The organism is Dokdonella sp., from assembly GCF_039926425.1.
Classification (GTDB): domain Bacteria; phylum Pseudomonadota; class Gammaproteobacteria; order Xanthomonadales; family Rhodanobacteraceae; genus Dokdonella_A.
Genome location: NZ_JBDSWZ010000093.1, coordinates 1 through 21025 on the forward strand (window position 1 = coordinate 1; position 21025 = coordinate 21025).

Annotated in this window: 23 protein-coding genes; 16 read left to right on the forward strand and 7 right to left on the reverse strand. The window is 61.1% G+C overall.

Annotated elements, in window-relative coordinates; all coding sequences use genetic code 11:
* Positions 1-253: 253 nt before the first annotated feature.
* Entirely contained in the window at positions 254-787 is a 534-nt protein-coding gene (locus ABIV12_RS06215) for a hypothetical protein (RefSeq protein WP_348057349.1), read from the reverse strand.
* A 133-nt stretch (positions 788-920) separates the two neighbouring features.
* On the opposite strand from ABIV12_RS06215, the gene ABIV12_RS06220 reads away from it, so the two are divergent.
* On the forward strand, positions 921-1229 hold the full coding sequence (locus ABIV12_RS06220; RefSeq protein ID WP_348057351.1) for a hypothetical protein: 309 nt from the start codon (positions 921-923) through the stop codon (positions 1227-1229).
* 62 nt (positions 1230-1291) lie between these two features.
* Here the strand turns inward: ABIV12_RS06220 and ABIV12_RS06225 are convergent, their stop codons facing one another.
* Positions 1292-2485 carry a hypothetical protein gene (locus tag ABIV12_RS06225; RefSeq protein ID WP_348057353.1) on the reverse strand — a complete coding sequence of 398 codons (1194 nt, stop codon included), beginning with the start codon at positions 2483-2485 and terminating at the stop codon, positions 1292-1294.
* A 154-nt stretch (positions 2486-2639) separates the two neighbouring features.
* The gene (locus ABIV12_RS06230; protein WP_348057355.1) at positions 2640-4157 is read right to left on the reverse strand and encodes a S10 family peptidase; all 1518 of its coding nucleotides are present in this window, start codon (positions 4155-4157) and stop codon (positions 2640-2642) included.
* 153 nt (positions 4158-4310) lie between these two features.
* On the opposite strand from ABIV12_RS06230, the gene ABIV12_RS06235 reads away from it, so the two are divergent.
* From ABIV12_RS06235 to ABIV12_RS06245, 3 genes are all read left to right on the forward strand, one after another.
* On the forward strand, positions 4311-4823 hold the full coding sequence (locus ABIV12_RS06235) for a DUF1993 domain-containing protein (protein ID WP_348057356.1): 513 nt from the start codon (positions 4311-4313) through the stop codon (positions 4821-4823).
* Between the two features lie 304 nt (positions 4824-5127).
* Positions 5128-6225 (forward strand): sterol desaturase family protein, encoded by a 1098-nt coding sequence (locus tag ABIV12_RS06240; RefSeq protein ID WP_348057358.1) that lies wholly within the window; start codon positions 5128-5130, stop codon positions 6223-6225.
* Positions 6226-6348: 123 nt separating this feature from the next.
* Positions 6349-8178 (forward strand): EAL domain-containing protein, encoded by a 1830-nt coding sequence (locus tag ABIV12_RS06245; RefSeq protein ID WP_348057360.1) that lies wholly within the window; start codon positions 6349-6351, stop codon positions 8176-8178.
* A gap of 150 nt (positions 8179-8328) precedes the next feature.
* Here the strand turns inward: ABIV12_RS06245 and prpE are convergent, their stop codons facing one another.
* Positions 8329-10227 (reverse strand): propionate--CoA ligase, encoded by a 1899-nt coding sequence (gene prpE / locus ABIV12_RS06250; protein WP_348057362.1) that lies wholly within the window; start codon positions 10225-10227, stop codon positions 8329-8331.
* A gap of 396 nt (positions 10228-10623) precedes the next feature.
* On the opposite strand from prpE, the gene ABIV12_RS06255 reads away from it, so the two are divergent.
* Together ABIV12_RS06255 and ABIV12_RS06260 are read left to right on the forward strand one after the other, a co-directional pair.
* A complete protein-coding gene (locus ABIV12_RS06255; protein WP_348057364.1) occupies positions 10624-10965 on the forward strand; it encodes a hypothetical protein in 342 nt (113 codons plus the stop codon).
* An 85-nt stretch (positions 10966-11050) separates the two neighbouring features.
* On the forward strand, positions 11051-11449 hold the full coding sequence (locus ABIV12_RS06260; RefSeq protein ID WP_348057366.1) for an MAPEG family protein: 399 nt from the start codon (positions 11051-11053) through the stop codon (positions 11447-11449).
* Positions 11450-11677: 228 nt separating this feature from the next.
* Here the strand turns inward: ABIV12_RS06260 and ABIV12_RS06265 are convergent, their stop codons facing one another.
* Positions 11678-11998: a transposase gene (locus ABIV12_RS06265; RefSeq protein ID WP_348057368.1), complete on the reverse strand. Its 321-nt coding sequence runs from the start codon at positions 11996-11998 to the stop codon at positions 11678-11680.
* Between the two features lie 500 nt (positions 11999-12498).
* Here ABIV12_RS06265 and ABIV12_RS06270 point away from each other — a divergent pair, with 500 nt between their 5' ends.
* The gene (locus ABIV12_RS06270; protein ID WP_348057370.1) at positions 12499-12957 is read left to right on the forward strand and encodes a hypothetical protein; all 459 of its coding nucleotides are present in this window, start codon (positions 12499-12501) and stop codon (positions 12955-12957) included.
* A 295-nt stretch (positions 12958-13252) separates the two neighbouring features.
* Here the strand turns inward: ABIV12_RS06270 and ABIV12_RS06275 are convergent, their stop codons facing one another.
* Positions 13253-13420 (reverse strand): hypothetical protein, encoded by a 168-nt coding sequence (locus ABIV12_RS06275; protein WP_348057371.1) that lies wholly within the window; start codon positions 13418-13420, stop codon positions 13253-13255.
* Between the two features lie 109 nt (positions 13421-13529).
* Between ABIV12_RS06275 and ABIV12_RS06280 the strand changes: the two genes are divergently transcribed.
* The 8 genes from ABIV12_RS06280 (at position 13530) to ABIV12_RS06315 (ending at position 18984) form a co-directional block, all read left to right on the forward strand.
* Positions 13530-14096, forward strand: a complete 567-nt coding sequence (locus ABIV12_RS06280; protein WP_348057373.1) for a YdeI/OmpD-associated family protein — start codon at positions 13530-13532, stop codon at positions 14094-14096.
* A 111-nt stretch (positions 14097-14207) separates the two neighbouring features.
* A complete protein-coding gene (locus tag ABIV12_RS06285) occupies positions 14208-14750 on the forward strand; it encodes a DinB family protein (protein ID WP_348057375.1) in 543 nt (180 codons plus the stop codon).
* Between the two features lie 320 nt (positions 14751-15070).
* Positions 15071-15655 carry a YdeI/OmpD-associated family protein gene (locus ABIV12_RS06290; RefSeq protein ID WP_348057377.1) on the forward strand — a complete coding sequence of 195 codons (585 nt, stop codon included), beginning with the start codon at positions 15071-15073 and terminating at the stop codon, positions 15653-15655.
* Positions 15656-16175: 520 nt separating this feature from the next.
* Positions 16176-16604, forward strand: a complete 429-nt coding sequence (locus tag ABIV12_RS06295) for an Imm63 family immunity protein (RefSeq protein WP_348057379.1) — start codon at positions 16176-16178, stop codon at positions 16602-16604.
* Between the two features lie 59 nt (positions 16605-16663).
* A complete protein-coding gene (locus ABIV12_RS06300) occupies positions 16664-17086 on the forward strand; it encodes a hypothetical protein (RefSeq protein WP_348057381.1) in 423 nt (140 codons plus the stop codon).
* Positions 17087-17529: 443 nt separating this feature from the next.
* Positions 17530-17760 carry a hypothetical protein gene (locus ABIV12_RS06305; protein ID WP_348057383.1) on the forward strand — a complete coding sequence of 77 codons (231 nt, stop codon included), beginning with the start codon at positions 17530-17532 and terminating at the stop codon, positions 17758-17760.
* Between the two features lie 87 nt (positions 17761-17847).
* Entirely contained in the window at positions 17848-18240 is a 393-nt protein-coding gene (locus ABIV12_RS06310; RefSeq protein ID WP_348057385.1) for a hypothetical protein, read from the forward strand.
* 387 nt (positions 18241-18627) lie between these two features.
* Positions 18628-18984: a hypothetical protein gene (locus ABIV12_RS06315; RefSeq protein WP_348057387.1), complete on the forward strand. Its 357-nt coding sequence runs from the start codon at positions 18628-18630 to the stop codon at positions 18982-18984.
* 155 nt (positions 18985-19139) lie between these two features.
* Here the strand turns inward: ABIV12_RS06315 and ABIV12_RS06320 are convergent, their stop codons facing one another.
* Positions 19140-20249, reverse strand: a complete 1110-nt coding sequence (locus ABIV12_RS06320) for a serine hydrolase domain-containing protein (protein ID WP_348057389.1) — start codon at positions 20247-20249, stop codon at positions 19140-19142.
* 542 nt (positions 20250-20791) lie between these two features.
* Here ABIV12_RS06320 and ABIV12_RS06325 point away from each other — a divergent pair.
* Positions 20792-21025: hypothetical protein (locus ABIV12_RS06325; protein WP_348057391.1), on the forward strand; the 234-nt coding region annotated here is incomplete at its 3' end.

The following is a 21025-nucleotide window of genomic DNA, read 5'->3' on the forward strand; positions in this document are numbered from 1 at the left end:
CCGCATTCTTGCCGGCATCCGTTACACCTCGCTCGCGCCGACACTTGGCGATGTGGTGGAGTTCGTGCGATCTCCGGTGACGGCGTCGCAGAAGCAATAGCAAAAGCCTGAAACACGAAGAACACGAGGAACGCGAGAGAAAAACGGAGAGTGGTTTTTTGGGCGTTGTTCGCGGCGTTCGTCTCCTTCTCGTTCCATCTTTTCCTGAAGGCCGACTGGGACGCTTACCTTGGGTAAAGGTCGAGGTTGGTACTCAGGACATTGCGTCAGCGCTTGCGCGGCGCTGTCCATGGATCCGACGAGGTACAGCGATGAAGAAGACAGCAACCCGCAAGACCGCCGTAAAGAAGGTCGCCAAGAAAGCGACCGCGAAGAAAGCGACGAAGAAGACGGTGGCGGCCAGTGCCGCAAAGCCGTCGAAGAAGGCTGCGATCCCGCGAACGTCCGCCAAGAAGTCCGTCGCAAAGAAAACTGTCGCAAAGAAAACCGTCAGCAAAGTGGCGGTGAAGAAGGCCGCAAAGAAAAATGGTTCGAAGGCGGTGAAAAAGCCCGCTGCACGGAGCGTCGGCAAGAAGGCGACCGCCAAACGCTCGGCAACGAGGCGCACGGGCACCAAGGCTGCCGCAGTGAAGCGTCCAGCGAGCAAGGTCGCGTCGACGAAGAGCGCCAGCAAGCCGAGTGCCGTAACGAAAGCGGCCGTGGGCGCGGCGAATGCGAAGTCCACTGCATCCAAGCCGGTCGGGAAAAAATCCGCGGCGAAAACCTCCCCCAGGACGACATCGGTCAAGAAAGTCGGCGTCACAAAAGCGCGTCACGAATCACTTGCGAACACCGCAATGAGCTCGCCGGCGCCTACGAAGAAGTCGGCCTCGATGCCGGTTGCGCCCGCAAAACGGCCGCCACCGTCTTCGACCGCGCCAATGAAAACGCGCAAATCCCCGCCTGCGTCGCCGAAGAGTGCGGCCAACGGCGGCGGTGCAGTGGCACCGGATGTTGCGATCGCGCACTTCCAGGAACTGTTGCGTGCCAAACAGGAACGGGTGCGACAAGGGCCGAGTTATCCCGCCGCGAATGCGTACACGGGTCGTCACGACGCAACGGCAGACGATGTGCACGACGATCCGAACAGTCACGGCCCGCCAATGGCGAGTGCGCCGGACGCCGAGGCAACCTATGGCGCGAGCACCACGCATGCGCGCGGCAATCAGGGAATGCGCAAGCCGAAGTAATCGTGCAGGCGTACAAAGACGCGCGGTGATCGACCTCTTGATCGCCGCGCTGTTCTGTAGCGTCAACGACGACGCTGAGCGCGAGGCGGCCGAGTCAGGAACCCCTTCAATGCGGTAAACGATTCTGCACGCCCGAGGATGTCGAGATGGTTCATGCCGTAGCCGGTCCACTGCCGTTCCGTTGCAAACGCAAGGGTTCGTCGTGGATCCGGGTGCCGCCCGAGCGCGCTGTCGACGGGCAGAATTCCGTCGCCAAACAGCCGACCCCCGAGATCGTCCGCGCGCTTTCCGGTACTTGCTGCGAGCGCAGAACAGGTGACGCCCACCGGTAGCGGGACCGTTTTCGGCAACGGCGCATCGGCGGCGAAGCGATCCACTCCGCGCCAGTCGGAATCGAGCAGGCTGCCGTGTCGCAGGTCGGTAATGCCAGCGCTGCGAATGTGTCCGAGGCGAGCCAAGGGCGCGCTGTAGCGCGTCGCGCCGAGCATCATGTCGATCCAGTTGCCGCCGCGCTCCATCGGCGCGCCGTGATGCGGTGTTGCGATCGTCACCAGATGTTTGAGGCGCCGTGGCCAGCGATGCCCGGCCTCTGCCGCGTAGTGGCACGCGCTGCGCGCGACCAGTCCGCCGAGGCTGTAGCCGACGATCGCCAGTTCAGTGACAGGTGTTTGCGCGTCGCCGAGCCAGCGCTCCAGCTGCTCGGAAAGTTCGCGACCGTTGATCGAGACGTGAAGGCCGGTGTTGTAGCGAAGGTACGCCGTGCGATAGCCGAGATCGCGCTGCAGTGCGGCGCCGTGATCGTGGCCGTGACGCAACCAGTGCGTGTCGTTGAGACACAACCCGTGAATCATCAGCAACGCGCGTCCGCCGGGTGCGCGCTCGAGCACGTGTCCGTCGCGACGAAACGTCATCGGCAAGGCGAGCGGATTGCCGGTGGCCGCGAGGTGGTCGCCGAGCACGCCGTTGAGCGCGGACACCAGCGCATCGCGCGTGGGACCGTCGGCCTGACGGCTGATCCGGTCGATCAGCGGCTGCAGCTGTCCGATTGCAAGGTCGACGCCCGAGCCGATCCATCCGGTCAGCGTGCGAATGCCGCGGTAGACATAGCCGGTGACCCCGTGCGTGCGTGCATCGCTCTCGACCGGGCGCCACGGCAACCGCGCGATCGTGTGGTGCATGGCTTCGACGAGGTCGGTCGCGGCAAGCGTCGCGTCCACTGCAAGTCGCGCGCTGCCCTTGAGGTCGGATGAAAGCATCGGAACGGCGTATCGGTACGAGACACCCAGTGTGTGGATCGCACCGGGCCGGCGCAAGTGGGGAAGGCGCTCACGCCACGTGCGTCGTTCAGCGGCCCTTGCTTGCAGTGAACCGAGGAGCTGCCGGCCGCCCGGTGGGCGTCCAGCCTACAGGTCAGTGCGTGGCATACACCTTCATCACGTCGCGGCGCATCGCGGCCTGGCTGTCGGCGCGGCTGTAGAACATGTGGCCGCCTGGATATTCCTTCACCTGCACGCGGGTTGGGTCGCCCATCAGCGGAATCTGGTCGACGATCAGCTTGGACGCCATGAACGGACACGACAGATCGCCCCAGCCGTGCACGATGAGCACCTGCAGCTTCGAATCGACTGCCACCGATTGGCGCAACTGCTCGACCGAGCCCTTGTTCTTTTCCTCGTCGTCCTTCCCCCACGACCACAGCCGACCCACTTCGTAGCTCAGCGCGTAATAGCGCGCTGTGGTTTTCCAGCCGACGGTGCGCGTGATGAAGTCGACCATCGCGGTGGTGGTCGGCGCGATGATCGCGTCGAGGATCGGGTCGTTGGTGCGCTGGTCGGGCGAGAACGGAAACGGATCCCAGCCAGTGACGTTGGAATCGTAGCGGCTGCCGAGCTTGCCCTCGCCGCGAAATTCCTCGCGCAGGAATGCCTGCGTTTCGAGACGTCCGCCAGAGCGGCGCACGAATGCCGGATCGAGCCCGGACAGTTCGGTCACACGCGTGACGATGCGCTCGGTCGCCTGCGGATCGGAGCGTCCCTTCAGCAGGTCGGTCACGTAGTCGCCGCGCGTGTACGCGACGATCTCGGCCATCGCCGCATCGGTGAGCTTGCCCTGGCGCTCGAGATTCGCCGCGGCGATGCTCGGCAACGTGAGCATCCACGGCAGCGGCGACAGGTCGCCGTTGTCACTCGCTGCCGGATCGAGATAGGGCGACACCAGCACCATTCCGTTCATCGCGACGCCGAGTCGCGTCTGCAGCGTGTGCGTGATGCGCGGGCCGCGGAAACCGCCGTAGCTTTCGCCGACGAGGTATTTCTTCGATGTGAGACGGCCGTTTTTCACCAGCCAGTCGTAGACGATGCGCGAGAGGTAATCGATGTCCGCCTCGACCGCGTAGAACTTCTTTTTCGCTTCGTCTTCGGGAACACGCGAGCGACTGAAGCCGGTACCGACCGGATCGATGAACACCAGGTCGGTGAAGTCGAGCCAGGTGCCCGGATTGTCGACCGCGATCGCCGGGTCGGACGGGCTGTTGCCTTCGGCGCCGAACTGCACGCGCTTGGGACCCAGTGCGCCGAGGTTGAGGTACACCGATGACGCACCCGGGCCGCCGTTGAGCGCAAAGGTGACCGGACGATCCTTGCCAGGCATCGTGTAGGCGATGAACATCACGTCGGCGATCGATTTGCCTTTCTCGTCGAGTACCGGCAACGAACCGACGGTGGCGTCGTAGCTGATTTTGCGACCGTCGACGGTGGTCGTCTCGCGTACGGTCTTGTCCGCCGGGAACGGTGCGAGCTGGAACTCCTCTCCCTTGGCGCCGTCTTTTGCGTCCTTTGCAGCGTCGTCGGCGGCAAATGCAGCAAGCGACAGGGTTGCCAGCGCCGTCATGCATGCGGCCAGAAAGGAGACAGTCAGTCGCGTGCGCATCGCGGAATCCAGTCGTCGGAGAGAGTCCTCGAGACTAAACCCATTGGGGCGCACCGCGATGTGCCAGAAGGCGCGGTCGCTTGTTTCCGCGCGCGCCGCCTCCACGTGGGATCAGCCGTTGCGGGGCGGTCCCCTCATCTTCAGGAGAATTGCATGTCGCTTTCCATGTACCAGGCCTCGGTGCCGGTTTTCATCCGCACGTTCGACAACCTCTCGGCGATCCTGCACAAGGCAGCCGCGTATGCCGAGGCCCGCAAGATCGATCCGTCCGTGCTGATCAACGCTCGTCTTTACCCGGACATGCTTCCGCTGTCGCGTCAGGTGCAGATCGCCAGTGACAACGCGAAGGGCGCGGCGGGGCGCCTTGCGCAGGTCGAGCGCCCTGCGTGGGACGACAATGAAACCACCTTCGACGAACTCCAGGCGCGCATTGCAAAGACCATCGCGTTCCTCAAAGCCATCAAGCCGGAACAGATCGACGGCAGCGAAGAGCGCGCGATCTCTCTCAAGGTCGGCCCCAACGACCTGAATTTCCAGGGGCAGGCGTATCTGCTTGGGTTCGCGCTGCCGAACGTGTTCTTCCATGCCACCACGGCGTACGCGATCCTCCGTCACAGCGGTGTCGACATCGGCAAGCTGGATTTCCTCGGCGCCATGCCGACCTGAGCGTTCCGCGCTCACACACACGTGCGTTGCGCGAACTCGCCGTACTGATCTTCGTGTCAATTCCCCACCAATGAATCCTTCCCCTTCGGAGCGGGGGGGGAAGGTGCGCGGCAGGGCAGTAGGGGGCGGCTTTTCGCGGGAGCGCACGATCAGGATCAAGGGCGCCGCCATCCGCCTTCGGCACCTTCCCCGTTTCGCCGGGGAATGAAAAAACGCTGTGCGTCGTGTGTCGCTCCGCGATTGCTTCTATGCCACCGCCAGGACGCCCGGCCATACGATTGCGCGCGCGCGATAGAATCACCCCATGCTTTTGATCTGGTCCTCTCTCGTCGACGCGCTCACTGCGCACGCGATCGTTCCGTTCCTTGCGCTGGTTCATCTGGACGGGCTCGCCGGCGATCCGCGCGAGATTGCCGGTGCGGTGCTGATTGCGATCGCGCAGGTGCTGGTGATTGCCTGCGTACTCCGACCGCTGGAAACCTTCGCGCCTGCCGAGCCGTGGACCGATCGCGGGCTCACGCGCATCGATCGCACCTACACGCTGGTGATGCTGCTCGGTCTCAACCCGCTGTTCGCGTATCTGGTGCTGACGCCGCTCGCGAACGCGTTCGGCGGCGGCGCGTCGGCGGTTCCCGACGCAACCGCGACCAGCGGACTCGCGCACTGGTTGCCGTGGTTCGACCACCATCCGCTGGTGCTGTTTCTCGTCTACTACGTCATCTACGACTTCACCTACTACTGGATGCATCGCACGCAACACTGGATCCCATGGTGGTGGGCGTTGCACAGCATGCATCACAGCCAGCGCCAGATGAGCTGCTGGACGAACGACCGCGGCAGTTACGTCGACGGCTTTTTGCAGTCGATGGTGCTGGCAACCGTGGGATTGGCGATTGGCGTTGAACCTGAGGAGTTTGCGCTGCTGATGTTCATCGGCGAGCTGGCGCAGAATTTCAGCCATGCGAACGTGCGCTTCGGATTCGGACGCATCGCCGAAAAAATGTTTGTCGACCCGAAGTTCCATCGGTTGCATCACATGCGCGTCGATCCCGAACGCCCACGTTTGCACGACTGCAATTACGGACAAGTGCTGTCGCTGTGGGACGTGCTGTTCGGCACCGCGCTGTACGGCGAACCACCGCGCGCGACCGGCGTCGGCGATCCGATGGTCGACGCCGACAACGGACGTGGCGTGGTTGCGATGCAATGGGGCGCGTTCCGCCGGTTCTGGGGCGCGCTGTGGACCCGTGCCGGCTGGATCCCGGGCGATGTCGCGTTCGACGACCATCATCGGCCGGTGCCGACTGCGCACTCCGACCCGCACCTCGACGATCGGGGGCCTCCGTCCGATCCCGCGAATGTCCTGTCCGAGGGAGGGAAAAGACCGAGTCACTCAACCTGAACGGAAAGGCGCAACTCGGCGTACCATAGCGTAGGCGCACCGACGTGATCAGAGTACGGTGAACAACAGGGATTGTAGGCGCGCCAAGAGCGGGGGCACGAAGGCGCGCACCATGGATCGAGCATGAGCGAATCACTCTCCAGAGAACGGCTGCCTGGCCTCCAGCACGAGATCCTGGAAGACATTGCACGAGGGAAAAGCCTGCAATCGGTTGCGGAGCGGCTTTGCATCTGGGTCGAAAGCAATGCGCCTGGCGTCGCCTGCACCATTCTCACCATCGATACCGTTGCTGGCGTTCTCTGTCCGGTCGCCGCGCCGAGCCTGCCAGCGGAGTATTCGCAGGCGCTCGCCGGTTGCAAAATCGGCCCGAACACCGGCTCTTGCGGAACGGCAGCGTGGCGCGGCGAACCGGTCGAAACCATCGAGATTGCGACCGATCCGTTGTGGGTGGACTATCGCGAGCTGATCCTTCCGCACGGGTTCGAGGCGTGCTGGTCGAGCCCGATCAAGTCCGGCGACGGCGTGGTGATCGGCACGTTCGCGTTCTACTACCGTACCCGGCGGGGCCCCTCCAACCTCGAGCGCGAACTGGTCGACAAGTGTGTGCACCTGTGTGCGATCGCGATTGAACACGAGCGCAATCAGTCGCGCATCCACCAGCTGGCCTATTTCGACGCTGTAACCGGCCTGCCCAACCGATCGCATTTCAACGAGCATGCCCGCGCGCTACTGGCGGCGCTCGCCGCTGGAGAATCGGCAAACGTGCTGTTCGTCGATCTCGACGACTTCAAGGCGATCAACGACACCCTCGGCCACCACGCCGGAGACCTGCTGCTTGGCCGTGTGGCGCAGCGCCTCATCGAGTGCGCGACGGACCGCGCGTTTGTCGCGCATCTCGGGGGTGATGAGTTTGCGCTGATCCAGGCCACCTCACGTGCTCGATCCGATGCCACCGAACTTGCCGGCCTCATCGTGGCCGCGTTCGACGCGCCGTTCGAGCTGGATGGACGCGTGGTGACGATCGGCGCCAGCATCGGTATTGCGCAGGCGATCGATGCGACGATCGACCTGGCCGAACTCTCACGCCGGGCCGACATGGCGCTGCACGTTGCCAAAAGCGAAGGCCGCAATGCCTGGCGCTTTTTCGACGCGGAGCTTGAAACCGCCTTGCAGTCGCGCCGCACGTTGAAGGCAGATCTCGTCAAAGCCATCGACAACGGTGACTTTGTGCTCGCCTACCAGCCCATTTTCATGCTCTCCACGCGACGTGTGATCGGCGCCGAAGCACTGCTGCGATGGCACCATCCATCGCGCGGCCAGGTTTCGCCGGCGGAGTTCATCCCCATCGCCGAGGAGATGGGCCTGATCGGCGTGCTGGGCGAATGGGCGCTGCGCCAAGCCGCCTGCGCAGCAGCAGACTGGCCCCGCCAGATCCGCATCGCGGTGAACCTGTCTCCGCTCCAACTGGTGATGCCGGGCCTGGTGCGCAATGTGGTCAAGATCATCGACGAATGCGGGCTGGCGCCGGAGCGACTCGACCTGGAGGTGACCGAAAGCGCGCTGCTGGCGGAGAACGCCGCCACGCGCATCGCGCTCTATGCGCTGCGCGATGTCGGCATGCGCATTTCTCTCGACGATTTCGGCACGGGCTATTCGTCGCTGCGCTCGCTGCGCTCGTTCCCGTTCGACAAGATCAAGATCGATCAATCGTTCGTTGCCGACATCGGACTCAACGCCGATGCCACCGCGATCATCCGCGCGATCGTCGCACTCGCGCACGACCTCGGCATCAAGACCGCTGCCGAAGGCATCGAAACGGACGTGCAACTCGACTGGCTGTGTGCCGCCGGCTGCACGGAAGGCCAGGGCTACCTGATGGCAAGGCCGATGCCGCTGGAACCGCTGCGCGCATTGATCGACTCGCAGGTTGGGCCGCGCGAGAGTGTGCAGTGACCGGACATTGTGAAATGCGCAACGAGCGAAGAGGGTGTTCTGTCGCTCCAACCTCGCCGCTTCCCTGACGCAATCATCGAATCGATCCGCAGGCAGACAAGAGCCTGCGTCGACCGATTGCCTGTTTCGCGAATCGGCTCTGTCGCGCCATCAGCCACCCCATTCCGGCCCACGCACCAACGCCGCGCGAATCTCGTCCAGCGCACTCGCATCGTCGAGCGTCGACAGATCGCCGGCGTCGCGTTGCTCCGCCAGCGCCTGGATCGACCGGCGCAGCAACTTGCCCGATCGCGTCTTGGGCAATGCGCTGACGATATACACCCGCGCAGGCCGCGCCACGCCGCCAAGTTGTTCGACCACTTGGCGCTGCAACGCTTCGCCGGCGAGGCGCCGCTCAATGCCTTCGGTCGCGGCTTTCAACGTGGCGAATACGACCGGCACTTGCCCTTTCAGTTCGTCGTGCACGCCAATCACCGCGACTTCGGCGACGCTCGCGTGGCTGGCGCAGGCTTCCTCGATCTCGCGCGTGCCGAGCCGATGCCCGGCCACGTTGATCACGTCGTCGGTGCGACCAAGCAGAAATGTGTAGCCGTCGTCGTCGCGGATCGCCCAGTCGAGCGTGCTGTAGAGCAGTTCGTTGAAATGAGAAAAATAACTGCGCAGGAAACGCTCGTCGTCGTTCCAGATCGTCGACATGCATCCCGGCGGCAACGGCGGCTGCACCACCAGCACGCCTTTTTCGTTCGGCGCCGCTTCGACGCCTGTGACCTCGTTGATGACGCGGAGCTTGAAGCCGAAATTGGGAAGTCCAGGCGACCCGTATTTGACCGGCTTCAGATCCAGCCCCGGCTGCAGGCACAACACCGGCCAGCCGGTTTCGGTCTGCCAGTAATTGTCGATCACCGGCTTGCCGATGGCGTCCGAGATCCAGCGCGCGGTCGGTTCGTCGAGCGGCTCGCCGGCGAGAAACAGCCATTTCAGCTCCGGCATCGCGTGCTTCGTCAGGAAGGCCGGATCCTGCTTCTTCAACACGCGGATCGCGGTCGGCGACGAAAACATCGTACGCACGCCGTACTCGGCGCAGAGCTGCCACCAGATGCTCGGGTCGGGATGCGTCGGCAGCCCCTCGTACAACAGCGAGGTGGCACCGACCAATAATGGCGCGTAGATGTTGTAGCTGTGTCCAACCGCCCAGCCGACATCCGAGGTCGAGAACATCACTTGGCCCGGGCCGACATCGAACACCGTTCGCATCGACAACATCAGTGCCACCGCGTGCCCGCCGACATCGCGCTGAACGCCCTTCGGCTTGCCGGTGGTGCCCGATGTGTAGAGGAGATAGCCCGGCTCGTTCGACTCGAGCCACGTCACCGGAATGTCGGCGCCCGCGTGCCGCGCCTTCAACGTTGTGTAGTCGACGTCGCGGCCTTCAATCAGGGTCAGCTCCGGATCAAGTCCGCGCGAAACGATCAGCACGTTCTTTGGCGGATAGGTCGCCAGTGCGAGCGCTTCGTCGACCAGCGGCTTGTACCGGGTCACTTTGCCACCGCGCATGCCGCCATCCGCGCAGATCAGCAACGATGCGCGCGCATCATCGATGCGCAACGCAAGGTTGTGCGGCGCAAAGCCACCGAACACCACCGAATGCACCGCGCCAAGACGCGCGCACGCAAGAACCGCAAACACCGCCTCCGCCATGTTCGGCATGTAGATCACCACGCGATCCCCACGCCCGACGCCAAGCGACACCAGCACCGCGGCGAAATCATTCACTTCGCGGTAGAGCTGGTTGTAGGTGAAGTGCTGCCGCTGTCCGGTTTCGGTCGAGATCGCCGCGAGCGCTAGCTGATCGCCACGCGCGTCAAGATGTCGATCGACCGCGTTGTAGCAGATGTTGGTTTCGCCGCCGACGAACCAGCGCCGGAACGGCGGGGTGTCGTACTCAAGGATGCGATCGGGCTGTCGATGCCAGTGGATCGCCTTCGCCTGCTCCGCCCAGAACGCCTCCGGGTCGTCGATCGATTGTCGGTAGAGGGCGTCGTAAGTCATGGCGAAGCGTCCGGCCTGGGGCTTCGGGCAGGCTAGCGGAATGCGCAGGGGCGCGGGGGGAGACTTTGGTCGGGGCGGTGAGTGCGGCCGCATTGACGACGATCGGCGTTGCCCGCTCGAACGAGTGAATAGAACATCGAAGCCCCCAAGACTTTTACCCCGGCGGCGCAGCGGCCGTTATGGATAAGCCCGCAACCTTCATTCTGCTACATGCTCGGTTCCGAGGCGGTAACTGATACACCCGCGTTTTCGCCGTGTTGCAACGCGTGGATGGATCGCGCCTCCGCCGCGATGCCACTTCAAACACTGCGCAAACACACTTGACCGGCGATCCGAGTTGCTGAACGATGTCGTGCAGCACCCCGGAGGCGGGGCACAATACTAGTTAGGCCGAAAATGACCTACTTTCGCGCATTTGAAGTAGAAGCACTTCGCCTTCTTGGCAATGCCAAGCTCGGCAGCGTTGTGGTGGAGGCTATCTGCCGCGACGCTGAGTTTGTGAGCTACAGCCATTCTGGCGTTGGGTACTTCCTCACCGTCCGCCATCACTTATTACCCAATGCACGCATGGTTCTTAGCAAACCGGTTGTTCTTGGCCAAGTGGGCGAGGTAGCCGGAAGCTATCTCGCATTCGTTGAAAACACTGAGCTCATGCTTGAGTATGCCGGCACAACTGACGTTCCAGAAAACTTTCGAGATCTTTCTGTCCAAGTTGCGGCGCATAGCAGTGCGTCTTAAAAACTCGTTCGAGGCGGACGGCCGCGCCGCCGCTCAACTCAAGCGCTAGGCGGCACAAGAAACCCCAGCGCAACCATAAAAGCCCATGAATAGCACCGTCGTTCTCTGTGTCGCTCTACTGGTCATCTTCTACGGGGCCTTAAGCCTCAACGTTTCTAGAGTGCGGCGCAAACGCCGCAGCGACTCCACAGTGCCGGAAGCTGCGCTAACGAAGGCAATTCGCGCTCATGGCAATGCTGCGGAGTACATCCCACTGTTCGTCGCTGGCCTCCTCTACCTCCAATCTTTTGGTCCCAGCCTCTTCGTCGTTGGTCTGGCAGTGGCTGTCGTGGCCTGCAGAATCATGCATGCGGCTGGCATGCTTCTCGTGCCCGCCGTCACTGAGCGGCATCCACTTCGCTTCATTGGTGCACTGGGCACATACTTTTGCCTGTTCGCAATGGGCGGAGCAATGATCGTTAGTTGGTTTCAGGCCGGTGCGTAGAATGCCGGCTAACCCTCCCTTCAAGTGGACCCGCATACGACAGGCCGCTTAAATCCAACCTTGAGGCTGTAAAAAACCGCTTTTCGCGCGCACCCGACGACCGCGACGGCAGTATGGAATCGCTGCACGTCACGGTAGTCGTCCTCTGACGCGCTCGTGCTGCGCTTCGGAGCTACGCTGACCCTCGCTGGAAGCACGTCGCAATCAATGGGCGGGCCTTTCCTTCCTTCATGCCCACTTTCGATAGCTTGCCCACTTCTCCAGATTGTAGGCCAAGGCGAACAGCTTCCATTGGCCGTCGACTTTCCTCTGGCCACGCAAAGTGAAGCGGTCGAGCCGCTTGTTGTGGCGCACGTTGCCGAACACGGATTCGACGGTTGCGAAGCATCGGCCGTACTGTTCCTTGCCGGATTCGCTGTCGATGCGTTCGCGCATGCGTTGCGTGTACGTGACAGCGGCGTTGCGCGTGAGTACCGCGACTTGACGCACGGACGTGGTGTGGGGTTTGCGGAGGCGTTGGCGTCGCAACGGACAGTCCTTGCAGGCCAACGCCGGCGCGCGGAACTTGATTGCGCTGTAAGCCCCCCATCCGGCTGTTCTTTCGGTTGCGATAGCAGGGATAACAGGGACGGGGGAAGTTAAGTCCGAAGCAGCACTCCTCGCCGCCGGTTTGGATAACAGAGACGGCGGAAGTTGAGTCGCAACAGGCGCGTTCGATCCCGCGCGATCAGCCTGCGCGTTGTGAATGCGCCACCAACAGCACCTTGAGCATCACCGCCAGTCCGTGAGCCGACCCCCCCCCCCCCCAGCTCATCGTTGCGGTAGGGCGAATCGAATGCAGGCAAATCGAGAAGATCGACCAGGTGGTGGATAGCGTGCGCGAAAGACCACTGCATCAACTGCGCTTCCAGATCCACCAGCAGCAATCGTGGACTCATGCCCATCCGTTATCGCGCCATCGCCGACTCCCTTGATCGCCGCGCTCTGTTCGAGCAAGATCTCGGCCGGTTTCTCCACAGCGTTGTCAGGTCCAAGATCGAGGTATCTCAATGCGCTTGCTATTTATCGCAATTCTTGTTCTTCAAGTTTCAGCGTGTGCCGCCTTGCCAAAGGATCCATCCATGTTTACACCTTCTGACTTCTCGCACCTGAAATTTCTGGAAGGCCGGTGGGTAGGCACAGGCCCTGACGGGAAGCCTTTCTATGAGCAATACAGCTTCTCCAACGACGCCCAAATGCAATCGAGTCGTTTCGCAGATTCGACTTTTGGGGAAGTCACAGATGGTAGTTCCGTTTCACTGTTGGAAGGTCGAATCACATCACACTGGAATGAGTTCACATGGGAAGCCTCAACGGTTGTTCCAGGCAAGGCTTGTTTCGATCCGATCAACGCTCCAAGCTCGTTCTGCTGGGAACGTACGTCTGATTCAACGGTTGAGGTCACGCAACGCTGGAAGGACGAGCATGGGAATGATCAGACTTATGTAGTTCCCATGCGTCGGCTCTGACACCTGACTGTTCCGCAAGACAATTCCCGTCGATTCCACCCGCATGACGCTTTTTTCCCTGAGCTTCATGCGAGTCGTGGTGATAGCGTGGCAAGAACGCGTCAGGTCTACTAAACACCGCCGATGCCCTTGATCGTCTCGCTTACTGCGAGCAGGATCGGGCCCAGTTTTCCGCGGCTTCGCCAGGTCAAGAACGGGGCGAGAACGGGATCAATCCAGGGGTCGTCGAGTCGCGACACGCGCGTTTGATCGCACGTGAACAGACCATGCCCCTCGTATATGCCAGCAGCATTGCCTACAGCAAAAGCGCCGGAGCGTGCGCCGCCGCGTTCACCGCATCATTGCGCAAGTGCGCATCAATTGCGGACAGGTCGAGCGCGTCGACCACGTGATGGACAGCGCGCGCGAACGACCCAGGTATCAACTCCGCTTCCAGATCCACCGGCAGCAACCGCGGACTCATGCCTACCACCTTTTAGCTGGCCATTGCAGACTCCCTTGATCGCCTCACCTCATACGAGCAAAATCGGGACCCGTTTTTTCCAGAGTCTCGTCAGGCCGAGCAAACGAACGTGTCTGCCGCTCCTACCTTCTTCAAAGACGCCTCTGCTCTGCGCGCCTGGCTCCAGGACAATGGCGCGCAGGCGTCTGAGCTCATTGTTGGCTTCGTCAAGACCCACACTGGAAGAGCAACTTTGACCTGGCCGCAAGCAGTCGATGAAGCTCTGTGTTTTGGTTGGATCGATGGCGTCCGAACAAGCATCGACGACAACCACTACAAGATCCGGTTCTCCCCGCGCAAGCCAGACTCCAGATGGAGCGCGGTCAACATCAGACGAGTACCAGAGCTTGCGGCCGAGGGTAAGATGACGAACGGGGGTCTCGCCGTCTTCAGCCTTAGAACAGAGGCGAAGTCCAGGCTCGGCTCGTATGAACAAGAAGAGTTCCCCGAGCTTTCAGCGAGCGAAACCGCCGAGTTCATGAAGAACAAGGCAGCTTGGGAGTTCTACAAGGCGTTACCGCCGAGCTACAGGCGCAAGGTCAACTGGCTGATCATCAGCGCCAAGAAAGAGGCCACCCGCGTCAAGAGGTTCAGCGCCCTCGTGACAGCGTGTGCCGCTGGCAGGCGAGACTTCTGAGTTTCAGGAACCGGGTCAAGTTGACTGATCATCGCCGACCCCGTTGCCTCGTAAGAGCAACATCGGGGTCAGTTGTCCTGCAGCGCCGATATGCCCAGTCGAGAGATCCAAGTGGACAGAAAAAGTGTGGTTGACCTGTTGGCCTCTTACAACGGGTGGATGAACGAAAGCGTCTATGCAGCTGCTCGCGGTTTGCCCACTGACGAGCTGACGGCTGATCGCGGAGCATTTTTCGGCTCCATCCTTAAAACGCTTAATCATCTGGTGATCGCTGACACCATCTGGCTGAAGCGCTTCGCCAGCCATCCGGCTGGATACAGTGCGTTAGAGCCCATGTTGCTCATGGCCATGCCGGATACAGCGGATCTTCTCAGATACAGCGATCTTCACAGCTTGTCGGCACAGCGCAGCATTCTCGACAACCTGACGACTGAGTGGGCGCGATCCATCAAAGAAACCGATCTCGACTACGTCATGAATTACACAAACTCACGCGGTGAGATGTCGAATAGGGTGTTCTTCGGATTGGTATTGCACTTCTTCAATCACCAGACCCATCATCGTGGGCAGATCACCACATTGCTGTCGCAAGCGGGCGTCGACGTTGGCGTGACTGATCTGCTTGCCCTCGTGCCAGAGATATCGGGGGCATAACGATGCTGACACGCCGCTGTCGTCTGCCGGGCGCAGAGCGCCTGAAAACGGCCTCGATTCCGACTACGAGAAAGCCTCACCGGCGCAATGACCGCAAGCGAATGTGTGGCTGTATGGCTCCCCGACTGTCGCGCGCCCCGGCTATCCATGCGCCGTTTTATCGAGCATCGCCAAGTCGAGTTCGCAACCGGTACCGCGGCGAGTGTCGGAAACGTCTTCGCCAATAAAAACCTCACGCTTCGGGTTACCAAGGTGCAGCAAACGATCATTCACGGCAATTCGGCTTTGCGGCCCGGCTTTATCAGGCGATCAGACTTCACGTGAGCAAGACTGAAGAACTTCAGCACATTCGATCCTTCAAGACGATCGCGGCGTGGGCTGAATGGTTGGCCGAGAATCATGGTGCATCGTCAGGCCTGTGGTTGCGACTGGCCATGAAGTCTTCGGGTATTCCGTCGGTCACGTATGCGGAGGCAGTCGACGTCGCTCTTTGCCACGGCTGGATCGACGGCCAGAAGAAGCCTGATAACGAGCAATACTGGTTGCAGAAGTTCACGCCGAGAAAGAGCAAGAGCATCTGGTCGAAGATCAACCGGGAAAAGGCGCTGTCGCTGATCGAACGTGGTGAGATGAAGGCCGGCGGCTTGCAGGAGGTCGATCGCGCGAAAAGCGATGGACGCTGGGACGATGCCTACGATTCTGCGAGAACTGCCACGGTGCCAGACGATCTTCAGGCTGCTCTGGACGCCAGCGGCAAAGCAAAGGCAGTCTTTGCCACGTTGAGCGCCCAGGACAGATATTCCGTGCTGTTTCGAGTCCAGACTGCGAAAAGAGCCGAGACTCGCGCCCGGCGAATTCAGGTGTTTGTTCAGATGCTGGAAGATCGTGAGGCGGGACGTTGCTGAAGTTTCATGGCCTGTTGGAGACGCTCGAATTGGGGGCGCAGTTGTTCGCCCGCGTCGCTGAGACGCTGCAGAAGCGAGGCCTGAAGGAGGCACCGGAACCATCGTTGGCGCGACGATCATCGCTGCGCCAGGCTCGACGAAGAATGCAGACAAGGGGCGCGGCCCGCCCACGCATCAGACCCAAAAGGTCAGCGAGGGCACTTCGGCATGACGATGCGCGTCGGCGTGGACAGTCGAACGGGTCTGGTCCACATCGCGGCGGTCACCGCGGCAAAGGTGCAGGACGAGGATCTGCCGGAGAATCTACTCCAACGGGAGGAACGACCGGGTGGCGACGCTATATGTATCGCGAACGCGGGTCGCCGCGTGAACGCCTCGTGCCGCCAACACCACGCTCGGAGCGCGCAAATCGGGAAATCAAAAGCGGAACTGCACGATTGACAGGCAGGTCCGGCCCGCAGAACCCATCGAATCCGACGTCGATGGTTATGGCCATTTATTCAGCGTTGAGATAGGCCTCATGGAAAACCCCCTCGACCTTCTCGCAGAAAAGTACGAATTCCTGCTGGAGCAACTCGAAACGAACGCTCCACTCCCGGTCTTCCAAAATGAGCTTCAGCGCCATCCCACGAACAACGGTGACGCTCACGTTGAAGTCGTCGACGGTGCACTCAACTACGTTGTGACGGAGCGGGGCTGTGAACTGCATCGAAGAATCGCAAGGAATGAAGATGAGCTCCTTTATTGGCTGATGGACGATGTGACATCGAGCATAGCCTGGCGACTCAGGCGATCGTTGCTCTCCATGCTGCGGCGACAAGACCCGCGACAGCAAAGGTTCGAGAGGCACATCAAATTGCTCACGACCTTGCGACCGGAGTGGGGCGCGACCAAGAAGCAGCACTATGACGAGTTGCTGAAACGATACCCCTATCGAACAAAGTCCTGATCGAACCTTGAAGCCAGGCTGCGCGATGGTGCGGCCGAACTCACTCTTGGACGCCGCACATGACCCATCCAGTCCGCAAAGCCTCAATGCTCCACATCATCGTTCTGACGCTTGCCATGCTTCTTTCATCCTGTCGCGCCAATGATCTGAGCAACGCATGCCTGCCACTCAAAGCGCCCGGCATCGTGGTGCTTTTGAGAGATGTGCATGTCATGTCCTGGACCAGGACGGATCTGCTGATCGACCCGGCCAATCCCAGTCGTGTCGACCCATCCCTTCCTGCAGGAACACGCCTTCGAGTGAGCAAAATTTCCCAGCCGCGGGTGTTCGACTCGAATAACGCAGATATCGAGGTGATTGGTGAGCTTGAAGACGGCCGAACATTTCTGTACCGCTGGGGTTCTGGCGAGACGATTCACCGTGCACCGTGGGAGTCCGCTGACACTCCAGAGCTGCGTACGGTACCGTGCGCCAACAACTGATCGCCGTGTCCAGCCATTCGTTTGGGATCACACGGACAAGAGTCGGCCAACGGTGCTTCAAGGTCTGCCGGCAATGACCGCGGTCTCACGGCGACCACTTTTTGCCACGCCATTGCCGGCGTCCTTGATCGCCTCACTCCACGCAAGCGGGATGATCGGGTCGGTTTTTCCACAGCCTCGTCAGGTTTGGCATCAGATGGTTTGTCAGCAACTCCGGATTTTCGCACCATGGAGATGCTTCGCCGAAGACGGTTGAGCCGCCGCTCAGTTGACGTGTCGTCGCTTGAGAAAGTCACGTTCCTGACGCGTCGGTCATCGGGCGAGTAGAAAGAGACCTCGCAGAACGCTCTACAATCGGCGGGCAGTGCTCAAGACCCGTCAAATCGAACAGATTGCCGACCGGACATTTTTTACGGCCCCGTTTGGAAGCAGAAAAATACGTCATGGCCACCACCTTCATCGCAATCATCGCCCCCATCCTGCTTCTGGTCGTTCTATTCGCTACCCGAAAGAAAGAATCGATTCGAGAGGTTCGTGATTTGCCAACACCGTCGATTGCCGTGAGGGCGCTGGTCAATGAGAGGAAGATCATTGATGCGATCAAGCTCTACCGGCAGGAATCTGGTGCGTCATTGCGTGAAGCCAAGACAGTCATCGACAATGTTCGCAGGTAGCTTTTTAGTGGCCTGATTGTTCCGCAAGGCTCGTTCTATCGACCAACTCAAACGCTCGTCCAAAAGAAATTGCAGGAAGATCACCCCGTGGACAATTATCTGGTTTGGGCCGCTGTTCTTGCAGTGCTGATCGGGCTGGTTCATTCAGCACTTGGCGAGATTCTCATCTTTCGAAAGTTGCGCAGCGGATCGTTGATTCCGTCGCGCGGTGCTCCTCCGTTGAGTGAGCGGCATATCCGTATTCTGTGGGCCACGTGGCATGTGGTCACGGTCTTCGGCTTCGCGTTGGCGGCGGTCCTCTTTCAGCTGGGTTCCGCCACCACGGTCGCTTCCGCTCGAGCCACGGTGCTCACGGCAACTGGCGTCGCGTTTCTCATGGCATCCATCGTTGTGCTGATCGGCACGCACGGTCGCCATCCAGGTTGGGCCGCGCTGGCGGGTGTAGCTGTACTGGTCGCGCTTGGGTTGCGTGCCGCCTGATCATTGCGAGAATCAGCCGCAGGTTCACTGGCCAACGCAGCACGGGGCAGAGTGGCGATGGAGCGGTTGATCGGATGCCGGCAGCGGCGTCGCTCCGCGATCGTGTCACGGAAAGCCAAGTCGTGCTGAAGGAATGATCTTCGGGTCGGCCGGCGCTTGCATCGTCGTGGCCATCGCGTGTTGTGTATCGCGCCATCGGCGCGGGCAGCGGCGGTTGGGTCCAACCTGTGCGTCCATAAAGGACGTCTGTTGTCGGTCGATTGATTTCGGCGAACGCAGACGTTTTTCTGAGTTCCATGTCGATTATCTGCTCCCCTGTTCGTCATTGAGAGAGCGTTGCAGCTCACTTGCGAATGCAGTGCCCCTCAGTCACCTCAAGGAAATTTCATGAAAAAGTTTCTCGCGGTTTTTACGGGCTCGCCGGGCGCGATGCAGGATTCGGGATGGAACGCGCTCAGCGACACCGAGCGACAGGAGCGAAACCAAGCCGGAATCAGCGCATGGCATGCGTGGATGGAGAAGTACAAAAGCCAGGTGTCGGTGGCGGGAGGACCCGTCGGAAAGACGATGCGAATCTCGCGCATCGGAATCGCAAATGCCCAGAACAACCTCTCCGGTTATCTTGTCGTTACCGCCGAGTCCCATGAGGCTGCGGCGAAGTTGTTCGAGAACCATCCGCACTTCTCGATTTTCCCGGGTGAGGCAGTCGAAGTCATGGAGTGCCTGCCGGTGCCGGGAGTCTGATGGCGGCCGAGCCCGTTCACCGCCCACCGCGACCGTTCGCGCACCCGGGCGATGCGGACTTCGGAGTGGCGATGGAGCACGACGCGGGCCATGGCAACGTTCCAGAGCTGCGCCCACGAGGGTGCTCTCGTGGGCACCTCCAAGCATCACTGACGTCAATGGTTTCCGATCGTCGCAACGTTGTAGAACGCGGCAATCTGCCCGATGAAGCGCTGCGGATTTGCGCCGGCCAGATTCGTCAGAACCACGATGGCAAGGCCATCGTCGGGATACACGACAAACGCTGCGCGCGCGCCACCGATGCCGGCCACTTGCCGCTGGGGTGGGGCGTGCAGCACCGGCCATCCAGCGGCCCAGTCACCATTGGCGCCGTTGTTCAAGCGCTCCGGCACCCACATTTTCTGTAGATCATCGTTGCTGATCAGTCGGCCGTCCGACAGCGCGATGATCCACCGCGCGACCTCATCGGCCGTCGTCTGCATTCCGCCGCCGGCCCAGAGACCGTAGGGAATCTCGTAGATCCACTTGGACAAGCGGTCGCCGTCATTCGCCGCCAGCGTTCCGCGCGGCGTGGTGGCGTAAATGGTTGCGGCGTCCGGCACCAGGTCATAGCTGTCGCCGAACGTCGTCAAGGGCATCTTCGCGACAGCGAATTGATGTTGCGCGACGTAGTGCTCGAACGGCGTCTTCGCCTGCTTGGCGATGATCTGCTGCAGCAAACCGTAGTTGGTCTGGTTGTACGAGAAGCGCTCTCCCACCGGTGCATCCAGCGGCAGCTTCTTCACCGCTTCCCAAGCCGCTCGCTCGGTGCCTCCGCCCAGCATGCCTTTTTGATCGACGACGTCGGGCAGGCCGGAGGTGTGTCCGAGAAGTTGACGAATGCGAATGCTGCGCCACGCCTCGGGCACGTCGTCGAGGTAGCGCGACACAGGCGCCTCGAGATCGACCAGTCCCGCCTCCGCCAGTTGCATCATCGCCACCCCGGTGAACGACTTGGTTGCGGAATTGATGGGGAAGAGGGTGGTCGCCTTCGCCGCAATATGGTTCTCGACATTGGCGAGACCCCAGGTTTCCGACAGCACGATCCGCTGGTTCCTGACGACTGCAATCTGCACCGCGGGGATGCGTTGCTCCTGCATTTTCTTGCGGACCAGTTGCCGGGTGAGGCGATTGGCCTCGACGACCGTACCGGTCGCTGCGTGAAGAGAGGGAAGCCACAGCAGGACGGCGGCAATGATCGGGATGAAGCGGCATTTTTTGAGCATCACGAAGGTTCCCACGTTGGACTTGCCAGTGAATGGATGATCGATGGACGCTCGCGCACGCACGTTGGTCCGGCACGCAGGCATCTGGGATGCGCCCAGAGCTCCGAAGGTTTAGTCCGGTAATGCGCGATCGCGTCGCGTTCGCGGACCGCTTGCAGAGGAGCGGCACACGGAGTGGGTTCGGCGCGAGCGTAGCGCCGAACCAGATCGGTTCGCGTCGCAAGATGCGAGCATCTTGAAAAGCGGGAACTGCTCAACTTGCGAGCGGGGCCATTCTGCCAGGCATGTGCGTTCGCGCGGAACGAACCGATGCGGCGCAACCGACGGCAGCAGACTCGGAACGGTGAGTCTTGTGAGACTATCGGAACGATGGTTGGCATGTCCGAATCGCAAGCGCGGGCCATTGGTCGATTGAAGCTCTCGTGCTGACGTGCAGCCAGAGCGGGTCGGCAAGACGGGAATCCGTTCCCGGATTGCGCACGACGCATGAGCGATTCGGCGCCGGATACCGCTTCCCTCATTCGAATTTGCAGGATCGCTGCATGCAAAGTTCTCTCTTCGGCAAGATCGCACTGGTTGCCGGAATCGTGCTCACGGGATTGATCCTGCACGTGGTGAAGGACGCGTATGGCCAAGCCGCTGTCCACCATATCATCGGTGGAATTCTGATGGGCGTTGCGGCGATCCTTGCGTTTCGCCCGGGCATTTCGATTTATTCGGGTTTTCGAAAGGTGGGCGAACTCACCGGATGGCGCAAGGCGATCGTGCTGTTACCC

What these genes read in the sequence shown, in the direction of transcription:
- ABIV12_RS06220 (WP_348057351.1), top strand. Translation starts at nt 921, where the DNA reads ATGAAAACGCGCAAATCCCCGCCTGCGTCGCCGAAGAGTGCGGCCAAC.
- ABIV12_RS06225 (WP_348057353.1), bottom strand. Translation starts at nt 2,485, where the DNA reads ATGCTTTCATCCGACCTCAAGGGCAGCGCGCGACTTGCAGTGGACGCG.
- ABIV12_RS06230 (WP_348057355.1), bottom strand. Translation starts at nt 4,157, where the DNA reads ATGCGCACGCGACTGACTGTCTCCTTTCTGGCCGCATGCATGACGGCG.
- ABIV12_RS06235 (WP_348057356.1), top strand. Translation starts at nt 4,311, where the DNA reads ATGTCGCTTTCCATGTACCAGGCCTCGGTGCCGGTTTTCATCCGCACG.
- ABIV12_RS06240 (WP_348057358.1), top strand. Translation starts at nt 5,128, where the DNA reads ATGCTTTTGATCTGGTCCTCTCTCGTCGACGCGCTCACTGCGCACGCG.
- ABIV12_RS06245 (WP_348057360.1), top strand. Translation starts at nt 6,349, where the DNA reads ATGAGCGAATCACTCTCCAGAGAACGGCTGCCTGGCCTCCAGCACGAG.
- prpE (WP_348057362.1), bottom strand. Translation starts at nt 10,227, where the DNA reads ATGACTTACGACGCCCTCTACCGACAATCGATCGACGACCCGGAGGCG.
- ABIV12_RS06255 (WP_348057364.1), top strand. Translation starts at nt 10,624, where the DNA reads ATGACCTACTTTCGCGCATTTGAAGTAGAAGCACTTCGCCTTCTTGGC.
- ABIV12_RS06260 (WP_348057366.1), top strand. Translation starts at nt 11,051, where the DNA reads ATGAATAGCACCGTCGTTCTCTGTGTCGCTCTACTGGTCATCTTCTAC.
- ABIV12_RS06270 (WP_348057370.1), top strand. Translation starts at nt 12,499, where the DNA reads ATGCGCTTGCTATTTATCGCAATTCTTGTTCTTCAAGTTTCAGCGTGT.
- ABIV12_RS06275 (WP_348057371.1), bottom strand. Translation starts at nt 13,420, where the DNA reads ATGAGTCCGCGGTTGCTGCCGGTGGATCTGGAAGCGGAGTTGATACCT.
- ABIV12_RS06295 (WP_348057379.1), top strand. Translation starts at nt 16,176, where the DNA reads ATGGAAAACCCCCTCGACCTTCTCGCAGAAAAGTACGAATTCCTGCTG.
- ABIV12_RS06300 (WP_348057381.1), top strand. Translation starts at nt 16,664, where the DNA reads ATGACCCATCCAGTCCGCAAAGCCTCAATGCTCCACATCATCGTTCTG.
- ABIV12_RS06305 (WP_348057383.1), top strand. Translation starts at nt 17,530, where the DNA reads ATGGCCACCACCTTCATCGCAATCATCGCCCCCATCCTGCTTCTGGTC.
- ABIV12_RS06315 (WP_348057387.1), top strand. Translation starts at nt 18,628, where the DNA reads ATGAAAAAGTTTCTCGCGGTTTTTACGGGCTCGCCGGGCGCGATGCAG.
- ABIV12_RS06320 (WP_348057389.1), bottom strand. Translation starts at nt 20,249, where the DNA reads ATGCTCAAAAAATGCCGCTTCATCCCGATCATTGCCGCCGTCCTGCTG.